Here is a 14,813-nt window from a genome sequence, read left to right as displayed (position 1 = left end):
TTCTGAGCATGAATTTCAATAACTAAATAATAACCCGATGGAAAATAAGGAAATTGAAGTAACGATTTATAAATTATTTGAAGCCATTGAAAAACTGATACCGGAGTATATGCAGAATCCGGAAGATCAATGTATTTCCAATGGTAACCTGGCTGCCTGTATAATTGATGAGAATGGTTTGGTGCACGGAAAAATGTTTGGAAAAGATAAGCCAAGATTAAGGCAGTCTTATAAAGTAGCCTGGACAAAAGCCAGCCAGGTTTTGCTTACGGGGGTAAAGACCGGCGAGTATGAGAAAATGGTTTTTAATAAGGAAATAGGGGAGAATGCCAATGGCATTGAAGCACCCGATTTAATAGGCTGGGAAGGCGGACAACCTTTGGTAATGAAAAACGGAACCAGGTTTTCCGTTGGCTTTAGTGGTTTCAGAGGTACAACAGACCTGGAAATAATGGTGAAGGCCCTGGATCATGTTGAGCAGCTGTCATAATCCTATTGCAAAATGCTTTGAAAAGAAAATAATTAAAACGATTGTTACATGAGCTACATTGCTAACGATAAGCGATACCAGCAAATGGAATATCGCAGATGTGGAAATAGCGGTTTAAAATTGCCTGCAGTATCATTAGGACTCTGGCACAACTTCGGTCATATTGATAGTTTGCAAAATGCCGCTGAAATATTACGTGTGGCTTTTGATAATGGCATTACTCACTTTGATTTAGCCAATAACTACGGGCCACCGGCAGGTGCTGCTGAAGAAAATTTCGGAAAAATATTCAAAGCAGATTTTGTTCCGTACAGGGACGAACTTATTATTTCCACAAAAGCGGGTTGGGGTATGTGGCCTGGCCCTTATGGCGATTGGGGATCAAAAAAATATTTAGTGGCCAGCCTCGATCAGAGTTTAAAAAGAATGGGGCTTGATTATGTAGATATTTTTTATCACCATCGCCCCGATCCTGAAACACCACTGGAAGAAACGATGGCTACACTCGATCTAATGGTTCGCCAGGGAAAGGCACTGTATGTTGGTATCTCAAGTTATCAACCAAAAGAAGCTGCAAAAGCAATTGAAATTTTAAAACAATTAGGCACGCCCTGTTTAATTCACCAACCAAAATATTCCATGTTCGACCGTTGGGTGGAAAATGGATTACTGGATGTGTTGGAAGAGAACAAGGTTGGCTGTATTCCTTTCTCTCCGCTTGCACAGGGATTGCTGACCAATAAATATTTAAAAGGAATTCCGCAGGGTTCAAGAGCATCCAGCCATCGTGGCAACGGGGCAATTGAGGAAGATGCGATAACTGAAACCAATATTAATAAAGTGATCCAATTAAATGTGTTGGCGGAAGAACGTGGACAGAATCTTGCTCAGATGGCGCTTGCATGGATATTAAAAGATAAAAGGGTGAGTTCCGTTTTAATTGGTGTTAGTAAACCAGAACAAGTATTAGATTCTATTCGTTGTCTCGAAAATTATTCATTCACCAATGAAGAACTTGATCGTATTGAAACAATTTTAAAATGACTAAACCTACGAAATGAATAATAAAAAAAATATAGTAATAGTAGTAATGATTTTATGCAGTGCATTCTTCTCTCTTGTGTGTGCACAAATCCCCGGTGTTAAGATTGGTTCCTTTGATCAATTCTCCAATGTTGGCGGTTTAAAGATTGCGGGCACAGCAAGCTACAGCGAACCTTCACAAACGTATCGCCTTACAGGTTACGGGGCTAATATCTGGTTTGGCCAGGATAGTTTTGCATTACTCAGCAAAAAAATGACCGGTGATTTTATTTTGCAAACACAGGTTCGTTTTATCGGCGAAGGGCATGAGCCGCATCGTAAGGCCGGACTGATGATCAGGAGTTCTGCGGCAAGCAATTCCCCGGTAGTGGTGTGTACCGTTCATGGCGATGGATTAACTGCATTTCAATACAGAACAACTGCCGGCGGAACGATGAAGGAAATAAAATTAACCATTAAAGCTCCTGATGTTTTACAGTTAGAAAAAAAAGGCACTACTTATATCATGTCGGTAGCACATTTTGGTGAGGTTTACCAGGTGCAACAATTAGATAGCATCGACCTGGGGACAGACCTCATTGCCGGGGTATACGTATGCGCACACACGAATAAATTTTCGGAAGAGGCGGAGTTCAGCAATACAAGAATTTTTAATCCGGCACCCGATAGTTTAATTCAATACAAAACTTATATCGGCAGCGCATTGGAATTGATGGATGTGGCAACCGGGCATCGTGAAATTATAGCCGGTGAAACAGGTTCTATGCAGGCACCTAACTGGACACCGGATGGCAAAACATTGATCTACAATGCCAGGGGAAAGTTGTACAATTTTGACCTGGCAACAAAAACAGCTACTGTTCTTAATACTGACTTTGCCAATAAAAATAATAACGATCATATACTCACGTTTGATGGTAAACAAATTGGCATCAGTAGCCAGCAGCCGGAAACAAAGGGCCAGTCGGCTGTTTATACCTTACCGGTTTCCGGTGGGGTGCCTAAAAAAATTACTGATAACACCCCTTCATATTTGCACGGCTGGTCGCCGGATAACCAATACCTGGTTTACACCGGCGAAAGAAATGGCGAGGCAGATATTTATAAAATTTCGAAAGACGGGGGAAAGGAAACACAATTGACCAATACGAAAGGATTAGATGACGGGTCTGAATATTCGCCTGATGGAAAATATATTTACTTTAATTCTACCCGTACCGGCAAAATGCAGCTGTGGAGAATGACCCCGGATGGCAAAAATCAAACGCAATTGACTTTTGATGAAATGAATAACTGGTTTCCGCATGTATCACCCGATAATAAATGGATCGTGTTTATTTCTTTTCCAAAAGAAGTGCCGGCAGATAAACATCCTTTTTATCAAAGAGTGTATTTACGGTTAATGCCGGTTACTGGTGGCGAACCAAAGGTGATTGCTTATTTATATGGAGGGCAGGGCACTATCAATGTTCCCAGCTGGTCACCCGATAGTAAAAGAATTGCATTTGTCAGCAATGGTATTTTTTAATTAAAGCCTGCAAAAAATAATACATGAAAAATTATAGTTTCAACCTTGTAATAAATAAAAGAACACTGCTGATTGCAGCAGCTGTAACCGTATTGTTAAGTGTGTTTTCTGCAACAGCTGCAGCACAAAAAAAGAAAAAGCAATTGCCGTTGACCGCTTCGCTGAATGCTTATTCATTCAGCGATCTGTTGAGTGCAAAAGATAGCCGGGATAAACAACAGGTATATACTTTATTTAATCTTCTTGACTGGTGTGCATCAAAAAAAATAAAAGCACTTGACCCCACAGCTTATTTTTTTCCTACCTATCCCGAAGTGCCATCAGATGACTACCTGGCCAGGTTTAAAAATAAAGCTGCCGAGCTGGGTGTTGTAATAACCGGAACAGGTATCAGAAACGACTTTGCTTCGCCTGATTCAAACATACGAAGAACGGGAATTGAACTGGCAAAAAAATGGATCGTTGCGGCTTCTAAAATGGGCGCTCCTGTGGTCAGGTTATTCTCGGGAGAAATTCCAAAAGGATATGAAAACAAATGGAAAGAAGTGGCTGATTGGATGATAGTATGCTATAAAGAATGTGCTGCTTATGGTGAAAAATATGGTGTTAAAATCGGCATACAAAATCATGGCGATATGCTGCAAACTGCTGATCAGTGCATGTATATCATTAAAGGGGTTAATTCTAAATGGGCCGGATTAATTGTTGATACAGGTAATTTTAAAACAGAAGATCCTTATAAAGATATTGCAGCGGTTGTTCCATACGCAGTTAACTGGCAAATAAAAGAAAGCGCATTTGGTATCGGCAACACAATTCCAACTGATTACAAAAAACTGATCCGTATAATAAAAGAAGGTGGTTACAAAGGTTATCTTCCTGTAGAAACATTATTGGTTCGTGGCAAGTCATATGATCCCTTTGCTTTGGTTCCTGAAATGTTAGGCGAGCTGGATAAAGCAATTAATGAAGTGTATAAATAATTTGGACTAAAACATTTTATTAAGCTAAATGAAAAATCACTACACCATACTTTATTCGTTTTTTTCTTTTTTGCTTTTGCTAAGTTTTGATGCGACAGCGCAGCACAAATACGGAAAAGGCTTTGCATTTACACAAAATAAAAAACTGGGCCGTGGTGTAAATATTATAGGCTACGATCCTATATGGAGAGATACTGCTAAAGCAAGAATGAAAGAACTCCATTTTAAACTCATTAAAGAAGCCGGCTTTAGTAACGTTCGCATTGTAATTGCACCATTCAAATTTTCAATGAATGATTCTGCATATACAATCAAACCAGAATTTTTTACCACACTGGATTGGGCCATAAATGCGGCATTAAAAAACAAACTGATGGCCATTGTGGATTTTCATGAGCACAATGCAATGGGAAAAGACCCCTTAGGTAATAAGCCAAAATTCCTGGCCATGTGGAAACAGATTGCAGCACATTGTAAAGATTACTCTAACCATGTGTTGTTTGAAATAGCCAATGAACCCAACATGAGACCTGAGATATGGAATACCATTCATAAAGAAGCTTACCAGCTTTTAAGAGTATCTAATCCAAAGCGCACAATTATTATCGGCACTATCAATGGCAACCAGGTAAAGCATTTGCCGGATCTTACTTTGCCAGAAGAAGACAGAAATATCATAGTAGCAATACATTACTACAGTCCTATACAATTTACCCACCAGGGTGCGCCCTGGTCTGTAAAAAATAAAGACCTCAGTGGTATTGAATGGACGCAAAGTAAAGCGCAGGAAGATTCGGTAAAGGCAGATTTTGATTTTGCTCAGCAATGGGCTGTATCCCACAACAGGCCGTTAACGCTAGGTGAATTTGGTGCTTATGAAAAAGCGGATATGCCTTCACGTGTGCGTTGGACAAATTACATAGCCCGCCAGGCAGAAGAAAGAAAGTGGAGCTGGAGTTACTGGCAATTTGATGCTGATTTTATTCTTTATGATATGGGTAAGCAGCAATGGGTGGAACCGATAAAAAATGCACTGTTGCCAAGTCAGCAATAATAAAATCAAATGGAAAGAAACAAAACGGCGATACGTGCAGGAATAATCGGTTCCGGTTTTGCCGCAGCATTTCATTATGCTGCTATAAAAAGGGTGCATAGTGCAGGCATTACCATTGCCGGGGCATTCTCAACCAATAATTACAGGGTAAAAGCTTTTACAGCGCCCAGAGGAATCAGAGGATTTGAAAGCCTTCATACCCTTATTGCGGATTCAGATGTATTACATATCTGTACACCACCGGCAACGCATGAACAATTGGTGATTGAAGTGCTGAAGCAGGGAAAATATGTGATAGTAGAAAAACCCTTTACCGGTTATTTCGGGCAGGGAGCAGCTGAATTTAACGGTGATACATTTTCCCGTAAGGAAGGATTAGAAGCAGCCACCAGCAGTATTCAGCGCATGCTGATGGCTGAAAAAGCAAGTAAGGGTAAAATTATGTATGCAGAGAACTGGGTATATGCACCTGCCATTCAAAAAGAAAAAGAACTGATCGAGAAAACCAAGGCGCAGATTTTGTGGATGCAGGCACAGCAATCGCATTCCGGTTCGCATTCTCCCGATTACGGGCAATGGCATCTTTCCGGTGGAGGTTCTTTAATAGGAAAAGGAAGCCATCCTTTAACTGCAGCAATTTATTTAAAACAAGTGGAAGGAAAAGTGAGGAACGGAAAACCGATCCTGCCAAAGACGGTATCCGCAAGAACACATGCTATTACACGAATGCCAGGTTTTATAAACGAAGGCCATATAAGAGATACTTATAAAGATGTGGAAGATTATGCAATGGTGCATGTGGTGTTTGAAGATGGCAGCATTGCTGATATTGTTGCCGGCGAATTAATGCTGGGTGGTGTTAAAAATTATGTGGAGGTACATGCCAACAACCATCGCACGGTTTGCAATATAGCGCCTAATAATGCCATGCAAACCTATAACCCGGCAGAGCAAAACTTTCAGGATATATATGTGGTAGAAAAAACGGGTACTAAACAAGGCTGGTCGTTTATATCACCCGATGAAGCATGGTTCAATGGTTATCAGCATGAAATGGAAGCCTTTTATCGTACTGTAGCTTTTGATGAACCAATTGAAAGTAATAGCAATTTGGCAGCAGCTGTGATCACTACAATTTATGCAGCTTATCTGTCGGCAGAACAGCAGGGCATCGAAGTGCCTGTTGACCTGGGCAATTATTAAAAGTAATACCATTCAATTATTACCGGGAGAAAAAAGTAAACAGAAAATGGATAATAAAAAAGTGCCTGGTAAAACGCCGGTTAAGAAATACAGGTGGGTAATATTATCTCTGGTTTTTTTTGCCACTACTATTAACTATCTCGACCGGCAGGTGATCAGTTTATTAAAAGATGATTACCTGGAACCATTGTTTGGCTGGAATGAAACTGATTATGCCAATATCGTTATAGCTTTTCAGGTGAGCTATGCAGCGGGGATGGTAGTAGCAGGTTTTGTTATTGACAGGGTAGGTACAAAAATAGGGTATGCTTTATCGTTAACTGTATGGAGCCTGGCAGCAATCGGCCATGCTTTTGCAAAATCTACTTTCGGTTTTGTGATTGCCCGGGGAGCATTGGGTGTTAGTGAGGCGGGGAATTTTCCGGCAGCTATTAAAACGGTGGCAGAGTGGTTTCCTAAAAAAGAAAGGGCATTGGCTGCAGGTATTTTTAATTCGGGCACCAATGTAGGAGCTATACTGGCACCGCTTACCGTGCCGCTTATTGCAGCTTCAATGGGGTGGGATTGGGCATTTATTATTACCGGTATTATCGGGTTGGTCTGGTTACTTTTCTGGTGGTTATTTTATGAAAGTCCATTGAAGCATAAAAAGATCTCTGCAGAAGAATTGGAGTACATCAATAGCGATGATAAGGAAGATGTGTTGACAGATGGAGTGGTAACAAAAATAAAATGGGTTACATTATTAGGTTTCAGGCAAACATGGGCTTTTGCAATATTGAAATTTTTTACTGATCCTATCTGGTGGTTCATTTTATTCTGGTTGCCTTCTTTTTTAAATAAACAATATGGCATGACGAAAATGCAACTGGCATTTCCTATAGCAGTGGTATATACCATGGCAATGTTTGGCAGCATTGCAGGAGGCTGGCTTTCGGGGTATTTTATCCATCGTGGCTGGCCTTTATATAAAGCAAGAAGAACAGCACTGCTCATTTTTGCCTTATGTGCTTTGCCTATGCTGGCAGCGCAATGGCTGGGCGGTTTTAATTATTGGTATGCAGTGGCAATTATTGGTCTTGCTGCTTCGGCTCACCAGGCATGGTCGGCTAATATTTTCACTACAGTGTCTGACATGTTTCCCAAAAGAGCAGTGGCATCGGTGGTTGGCATCGGAGGTATGATTGGCGCTATAGGAGGAATTGTTATTGCAAGAACAGCCGGCCTGATATTGGATCACTACAAAGCATTGGGCAAAATTGAAACCGGCTATTACGTGATGTTCATTATTTGTGCATTTGCCTATATCATCGCATGGGTACTGTTTAGTTTGCTGGTGCCTAAAATGCCCGTGGTAAAAATATAATAATACCTATTGAATAACAGCAATACAGGGAAAATATATCGTCGTATAAAATTTGTTACCGGGATGGATATGGCTGTGATGGTGGTTTTACAATTATCGGCGGCATTTAAAAATAAAAAATGGAAAATACGTATTATCCTTCTTACGGTCAGGTAAATTACCGGATGGAACAAACCATGCGTTGGTATGGCCCCAACGATCCGGTTTCGCTAAAAGATATCCGGCAGGCTGGTTGTACCGGCATTGTAACAGCCTTACATCATATTCCTAACGGTCAGGTATGGACTACAGATGAAATAAATATACGCAAAGCCATTATTGAAAAAGCCGGCTTAACCTGGAGTGTGGTGGAAAGTGTTCCTGTACATGAATCAATAAAAACACAAACTGCCGGCTTTGAACAATTCATCGAAAATTATAAACAGAGTATTAAAAACCTGGCAACATGCGGCATTAGAAATGTAACCTACAATTTTATGCCGGTACTGGACTGGACGAGAACAGATTTGAGTTACGAAGTAGCTGATGGTTCCAGGGCACTGTGTTTTGAAATGGCTGCTTTTGCTGCATTCGATCTTTTTATTTTAAAAAGGAAAGATGCTATAAAGGATTATGATGAGGATACCATTGACGGTGCCATTAAAAGATTTGCCACAATGGATGAACAGGAGAGAATATTATTACAGCGTAACATCATTGCCGGTTTACCGGGAAGTGAAGAAAGTTTTACCATTGAACAATTTCAGCAGGCATTAGATGCTTACAAGGGGATTGACAGGAAAAAATTACAGCAACACCTCATTTATTTTTTACAACAAATAATACCCACTGCAGAAGCTGCAGGTGTGGTAATGAGTATCCATCCTGATGATCCTCCGTTTGAAATATTAGGATTACCAAGGGTGGTAAGCAATGCGGCCGATATACAGGTATTGATTGATGCGGTGCCATCACTATCAAATGGCCTTTGTTTTTGCACCGGTTCGTATGGAGTAATTGCAGGCAATGATTTACCCGCAATGATACGTGAGTTTGGTAAACGCATACACTTTATTCATTTAAGAAACACCCGGAGAAATGAAGCCGGTGATTTTTATGAAGATAATCATCTTGAAGGAGATGTTGACATGTATGCAGTAATTAAGGAACTGGTGAAAATAATGTACGACAGAAAATGTGCTATCCCGGTAAGGCCCGATCACGGTCACCAGATGCTGGATGACCTGCATAAAAAAACTAATCCGGGCTACTCTGCAATAGGCCGCTTAAGAGGATTAGCTGAAATACGTGGCGTTGAATTAGGTGTATTAAGAAGTGTAATGGAAAACAGGTTTAACAGGTTACTGGTATCTTAAAATTTCTTTGGTATGAAAGCGATATCTTATTCATTTGTTGTTGCTACTTTGATGGGCATAATAATGTTGCTGGTGGCTCAAACATCTTTTGCACAGGTAACAGAAAATAAAAATGCTTTGGAAGAACGCCTGGACACGCTGCTTTCTGAAATGACGATGCAGGAAAAAATTGAGCAGCTCTATTATCAGACAGATGGCAACAAACGGTTAGGCATTCCTCAATTTACAGGAAGTGACGGGCCTCATGGCATTGGCAATAAGGCAAAAGGTTTTTCTTCATTTCCTGTAACCATTGCCATGGCTGCAACCTGGGACCCTGGTTTGATTGCAAGGGTAGGAAGGGGTATTGCTGTAGAGCAGGCGGCAAGGCGCAGAGACAGGATTGCAGGCCCCACTTTAGATCTGTTAATTGACCCTAGAATTGGCAGGGCAGCAGAAACCATTGGCGAAGATCCCTTTTTAGGTGGCCGCATTTCTGCAGCTTTTATTGCAGGGCAAAATACTACCTCGGTGTTTGGTACCATCAAACACTACAATTTAAACACCTACGAAATAAACAGGCGAACCAATAACTATTTAAGTGACGAAAGAAGCCTGGTGGAATTCTGGGGCTACCATTGGAAAAGAGCTATTCAGCAGGGTGGCGCTATATCGGTAATGTGTGCCTACAACTGGATCAATGGCGATAAATGTGCCGAAAATAAATACCTCATCAAAGATCTGTTAAGAGACCATTGGGGCTTTAATTATTACACCATGAGCGATTGGGGTGGCTTTAAAGAAACGGGTAAAGCACTTAATGCCGAACTTGATTTTTGCGAAGGCAATGATTTGTACATTAAAGAATTGCCAAAGGGCGTACAGGACGGAACATTTGATAGCAGTTTAATTAACCGGGCTGTAAAAAATGTATTGCGTACAAAAATTATTTCGGGTATGATGGACGGAGTGCCGGTGATACCTGTGGCGGTTATTGATAATAAACAACAAAGAGAACTGGTGTACGAAAGCGGGCTGAAAAGCCTGGTGTTGTTAAAGAACAACAAAAATATTTTACCACTCAGCAAAGAAAAAATCAGGTCTGTTGCAATTATTGGCCCTAACGCGGCCGTATTGCCTTTGGATGGAAACAGTAGTTCAAAAGTAAGTCCGTCTTACCGCATTACAGTTGAAGAAGGAATAAGAAAAATAATAGGTGATGGCAAAGTGAATTATGCAAAAGGTTGCAATATTAATGACAAAGATCAATCGCAATTTAATGCAGCTATCGAAGCAGCAAAAAAATCAGCCTGCGTAATATTTGTGGGAGGCCTGGATAGTACAATAGAAGGCGAAGGTTATTTTATAAACAAAGAAGCAGATGAAAAAGGAGGTGGTACTGTTGCAAGACCAGACAGGCCTTCGCAAACAGTTTTATTACCCGGTATGCAAAATGAATTGATCAATGCCATAGCAAAAGTGAATCCCAATATTGTGCTGGTCGTGATTTCGGGAGGTACATGCAGCGTTACACCGGTTATTAAAAATGTAAAGGGATTGTTGTATGCTTTTTACCCGGGGCAGGAAGGTGGAAGGGCCATTGCGGACGTATTGTTTGGCAATTACAATCCTTCTGGCAAACTACCTGCAACCATACCGAAAGATGATAGCCAGATCATTCCCATTACACCGGATTTTAGAAATTTAGTTACTAAAGGTGTGGGCTATCGCTGGTTTGATAGTCAGCATTTAATTCCTGAATTTGCCTTTGGCGCAGGCTTAAGTTACACCACTTTTAACTATTCAAATATCAGGATCAATAAACAAAATGCTGCTGTTGGAGAGTTGATAAAAATTTCTTTCGATTTAAAAAATACGGGCAGCAGGGTTGGCGAAGAAGTGGCGCAATTGTATTTGTCTACAGGAAAAATTTTTCCCGATGTTGCAATGCCTCAAAAACAATTGCGTGGTTTTGAAAAAGTACTGCTGCAGCCCGGCGAAACAAAAAATATCAGCTTTCAATTAACGCCGGAAGAGTTCTATATCTATAATGAAACCACGAGATCTTACCAGGTACCGGAAGGAAAATTTATAGTGCAGATTGGCAGTGCCTCGGATAAATTGCTATTGAAAACTGAATTCAACCTGCTTAAAGCCGATCCTCAACCTGACTTATCGGTAACCAATATTCGCACTATGCCGGCTTTCCCAAAAGTGGGAGAGCCTGTTGTTTTTATGGCTTCTGTAATTAACAACGGCACGGCTGCCATTAAAAAAGGGGATACCTGTAAAGTGCATTTTTATGTAGATGGTAAAGAAGTAGCTGCTTCTTATACTACCACTTCAGTAATACCTGTTGGTGGCATGGAACTCTCTTGCGCAAAGGGTTTGAATGGAAAAGAATGGCTAGCAATGAACGGGAAATTTAATATCACTGCTACCATTGAGGTTGCAGAAGACAAAGATTTAAATAAGCAAAATAATACCTGTAAAGGACAACTGATTGTGCCTGGTGGAAAAGTAATTCCTATGGAACTTGTAAAAATATTGAACTAAAAAATGAATAAGCTATTGGTTAAATATTATTGTTTGCTATTGTTATCTCTGATGATAGCATGCACTGTTGCAGCACAAAAAAGGGCTACACCAATTTATAAAAATCCAAAAGCTTCTATTGCATTACGCATCAAAGATCTGCTTGGCAGAATGACAATTGAAGACAAATGCCGCCAGTTAGATGTATGGCACCCAACAATAAATTTGAGCATACCGGATACATTACAAAAAGCTATTGCAGCATTAGGTGACACCATAAAAAATGGTATGGGCTTTTTACAATTTGAAGTGGAGATGCCTGTAGCCGATTATGCTGAAAGGTTCAACGCTATTCAAAAATACTTTGTAGAAAAAACAAGGCTTGGTATTCCTGCTATTTCCAATGGTGAGGGTTGCCACGGCTTTGTAGGTAACGATACTGCATCAACGGTGTTTCCTGTACCTCCTGCACTGGGCAGCAGTTGGGATACAACATTAATAGAAAATGTGTTTGCAGCAGTGGCAAAAGAAATGCGTAGCTATGGCATTTCGCATGCGGCAACACCTGTAATTGATTTATTGCGGGACCCCCGCTTCGGACGTTCAGAAGAATTTTTAGGCGAAGATCCTTACCATGTTGCCATGATGGGCGTGGGTGCTATTTATGGTTTACAAGGCCGTTCTGCTGTAATTGATAGTGACCATTTAATGGCCTGTGCCAAACATTTTTCAGGACATGGGCAACCGGAAGGGGGCACCAATTTAGCACCTGCAAATTTCTCGGAAAGAGTATTGCGTGAAAATCATTTTTTTCCTTTTGAGATGGCTGTAAAAAAGGCCAATGTCCGCACCGTAATGGCTTCTTATAACGAAATAGACGGCATTCCAAATCATGCTAATAAATGGTTGCTGACAGATGTATTGCGTGGCGAGTGGAAATTTAATGGCTATGTAATTTCTGATTATGATGCAGTGAACAGGATGGTAACCCGTCAGCATGCAGCGCTGAACCAGGCCGAAGCCGGTAAAAGAGCCATCAATGCGGGAATGGATTTTGAATGCCCGGCTAACTGGAAGGAGTACTGTTTTCGTTTTTTACCTGCACTCATAAAAGCCGGCGAAGTAAAAGAAGCTGTTTTAGATTCAGCAGTAGCAAGAGTTTTACGCAATAAATTTATCATGGGTTTATTTGAACACCCATATATATATCCTGTAGGCCAAACAGAAAGAGTAAATATAAAAAAAGCTCATCGTTTTGTGGCATTGCGTGCAGCAGAAGAAGGCATGGTATTGTTAAAAAACGAAAGCCACACTTTGCCTTTTGACGAAAATAAAATTAAACGCATTGCTGTAATTGGCCCCGATGCAGATGAGGTACACTATGGTAATTATTCCAATGATAAGTCACCGGGCGTTAGCATTATTGAAGGTTTATCAAAATATGCCAGGGGCAGGTTTGAAGTATTGTACAGTGAAGGGTTTAAAATTTATGAGAATGATTTAACCATTAAGGCAGATGATAAAACGGCAGGCGCTGAAAATAAAAGAATTGCTGATGCTGTGGCATTGGCTGCAACCTGCGATGCTGTTCTATTGGTAATGGGTGAAAATGAATTGACCTGCCGTGAAGAATGGAAAGGACATACAGGTGACCGTTATGACCTCGATTTATTAGGCAGGCAAAACGATGTTGCTAAAGCAATTTTTGAATTGAAAAAGCCTACAGCCGTTTTGTTGGTAAATGGCCGTCCTTTATCTGTTAATTATTTAGCAGAAAAAGCTCCTGCGCTCATTGAAGGATGGTATTTAGGGCAAGAGCAGGGTAATGCGGTAGCTAATGTATTGTTTGGAAAAGTAAATCCTTCCGGTAAACTGGCAGTAACTATCCCCCGTTCTGTAGGGCAATTACCTGTTTATTATAATCACAAACCCTATGTGCATGAAAGTCCTTACATCTCTGGTGAATATTCGCCTTTGTTTTCCTTTGGTTATGGCTTGAGTTACACTACTTATAAATACAGTGATCTTAAACTAAGTACTAAAAAAATAGTTGCCGGCGGTGCTCTAAACGTTACTGTTGACGTAACAAATACAGGCGATATGGATGGTGACGAAATTGTACAACTCTACATACACGATATGGTAAGTTCGGTTACACGTCCGGTACAGGAGTTAAAAGATTTTGCCCGTATTCATTTAAAAAAAGGAGAAACAAAAACGGTATCATTTTCCATCACAGCCGATAAACTTCAATACTATGGCCTGGATATGAAGCGTATTGTGGAGCCTGGAGAATTTGAAATACAGGTAGGCAAAAATTCAACAGAGTATTTATCAGAAAAATTTGAAGTGATTAAATAATAAAGAATGAAAAATTGTAAAAGACTTTTCTTAATGGCAGCATTTTTTTTCAATGCCATATTGATGCTATGTGTTTGTAGTCCCGGTAAATTAAGTGCCCAGGTGCAGTTAAACGATACTTTAAAAATGGGGATTGCCGTTACCACCAGGCATTTGATGGAATTGGTGCAGCCTGTTTTTTCAAAAGCCAATCCAACCATGAACATCACGTCAAAAACTGATGAAACCGGTAATGTGGTAGATGATGTAATTACAGGCAAGGCATCTGTTGCAGTTACCACACGAAACCTCAAAGACTTTGAAATAAAAAAATCTGCAACAGTTATTGGAACTCCAATTGGTTTGGATGGACTTGTTGTGGTTGTTTCGTCTGCCGTTCCGGTAAGCAATTTAAGTTTTGAACAAATTGCCGGTATTTATACAGGTGCATATACCAATTGGAAACAGCTTGGCGGTAATGATTTACCCATTGCAGTGATTGGTCGTTTAAAGGCCTATGACCCGATTCAACTTTTTGCTGACTTTATGCAATTGGAAACTAAACCACTTAATACTGGTATTGTGTATAGTGAAAAGGGAAAGAACAAATGGTGTAAAACTATTGCAGCCTCACCATCTACAGATGACGCTGCGTTGGAAATGCTTTTGAAAACGCCAGGTGCCGTTACGTATTTTCCTTTACAGATTTTTAATAGGTATCAAAAGAAAAAAGTTGCTATAAAAGCATTGGATTTTAATGGGATAAAAGCTACAACAGCAACTATTGCCAACGGCGAATATTTTATCCATAGAAGATTAAATGTTATCACCAATGGAATGCCAGCTGGTGCTTCCAAAATTTTTGTTGATTTTATGTTATCAGATAAAGGGCAGCAATTGATTCAACGGGCAGGGTTTCTGTCGATACAGTAAGCA

General features: G+C 40.3%; 11 protein-coding genes. All 11 read left to right on the top strand.

Annotated elements, in window-relative coordinates:
• Positions 1–37 precede the first annotated feature (37 nt).
• On the top strand, positions 38–490 hold the full coding sequence (locus ACYVM0_RS08085; RefSeq protein ID WP_460555152.1) for a GlcG/HbpS family heme-binding protein: 453 nt from the start codon (positions 38–40) through the stop codon (positions 488–490).
• Positions 491–538: 48 nt separating this feature from the next.
• Positions 539–1,534, top strand: coding sequence for an aldo-keto reductase family protein (mgrA, locus tag ACYVM0_RS08080; RefSeq protein WP_460555149.1), 996 nt, complete (start codon positions 539–541; stop codon positions 1,532–1,534).
• Between the two features lie 13 nt (positions 1,535–1,547).
• Positions 1,548–3,062, top strand: coding sequence for a TolB family protein (locus ACYVM0_RS08075; RefSeq protein WP_460555146.1), 1,515 nt, complete (start codon positions 1,548–1,550; stop codon positions 3,060–3,062).
• A 23-nt stretch (positions 3,063–3,085) separates the two neighbouring features.
• Positions 3,086–4,045 carry a sugar phosphate isomerase/epimerase family protein gene (locus tag ACYVM0_RS08070; protein ID WP_460555143.1) on the top strand — a complete coding sequence of 320 codons (960 nt, stop codon included), beginning with the start codon at positions 3,086–3,088 and terminating at the stop codon, positions 4,043–4,045.
• Positions 4,046–4,073: 28 nt separating this feature from the next.
• Positions 4,074–5,099 carry a glycoside hydrolase family 5 protein gene (locus tag ACYVM0_RS08065; RefSeq protein WP_460555140.1) on the top strand — a complete coding sequence of 342 codons (1,026 nt, stop codon included), beginning with the start codon at positions 4,074–4,076 and terminating at the stop codon, positions 5,097–5,099.
• A gap of 9 nt (positions 5,100–5,108) precedes the next feature.
• On the top strand, positions 5,109–6,302 hold the full coding sequence (locus ACYVM0_RS08060) for a Gfo/Idh/MocA family protein (protein ID WP_460555137.1): 1,194 nt from the start codon (positions 5,109–5,111) through the stop codon (positions 6,300–6,302).
• Complete coding sequence (locus ACYVM0_RS08055) at positions 6,238–7,668, top strand: MFS transporter (RefSeq protein WP_460555134.1); 1,431 nt, start codon at positions 6,238–6,240, stop codon at positions 7,666–7,668. The genes ACYVM0_RS08060 and ACYVM0_RS08055 overlap by 65 nt, the downstream gene beginning before the upstream one ends.
• Positions 7,669–7,787: 119 nt before the next feature.
• On the top strand, positions 7,788–9,023 hold the full coding sequence (gene uxuA / locus ACYVM0_RS08050; protein ID WP_460555131.1) for a mannonate dehydratase: 1,236 nt from the start codon (positions 7,788–7,790) through the stop codon (positions 9,021–9,023).
• Between the two features lie 12 nt (positions 9,024–9,035).
• A complete protein-coding gene (locus ACYVM0_RS08045; RefSeq protein ID WP_460555128.1) occupies positions 9,036–11,558 on the top strand; it encodes a glycoside hydrolase family 3 C-terminal domain-containing protein in 2,523 nt (840 codons plus the stop codon).
• Between the two features lie 3 nt (positions 11,559–11,561).
• On the top strand, positions 11,562–13,898 hold the full coding sequence (locus ACYVM0_RS08040) for a glycoside hydrolase family 3 N-terminal domain-containing protein (protein WP_460555125.1): 2,337 nt from the start codon (positions 11,562–11,564) through the stop codon (positions 13,896–13,898).
• Positions 13,899–13,904: 6 nt separating this feature from the next.
• A complete protein-coding gene (locus ACYVM0_RS08035) occupies positions 13,905–14,810 on the top strand; it encodes a substrate-binding domain-containing protein (protein WP_460555122.1) in 906 nt (301 codons plus the stop codon).
• Positions 14,811–14,813: the final 3 nt, after the last annotated feature.

Source organism: Ferruginibacter profundus, assembly GCF_054783275.1.
This window is presented reverse-complemented; position numbering and strand designations above follow the sequence as displayed.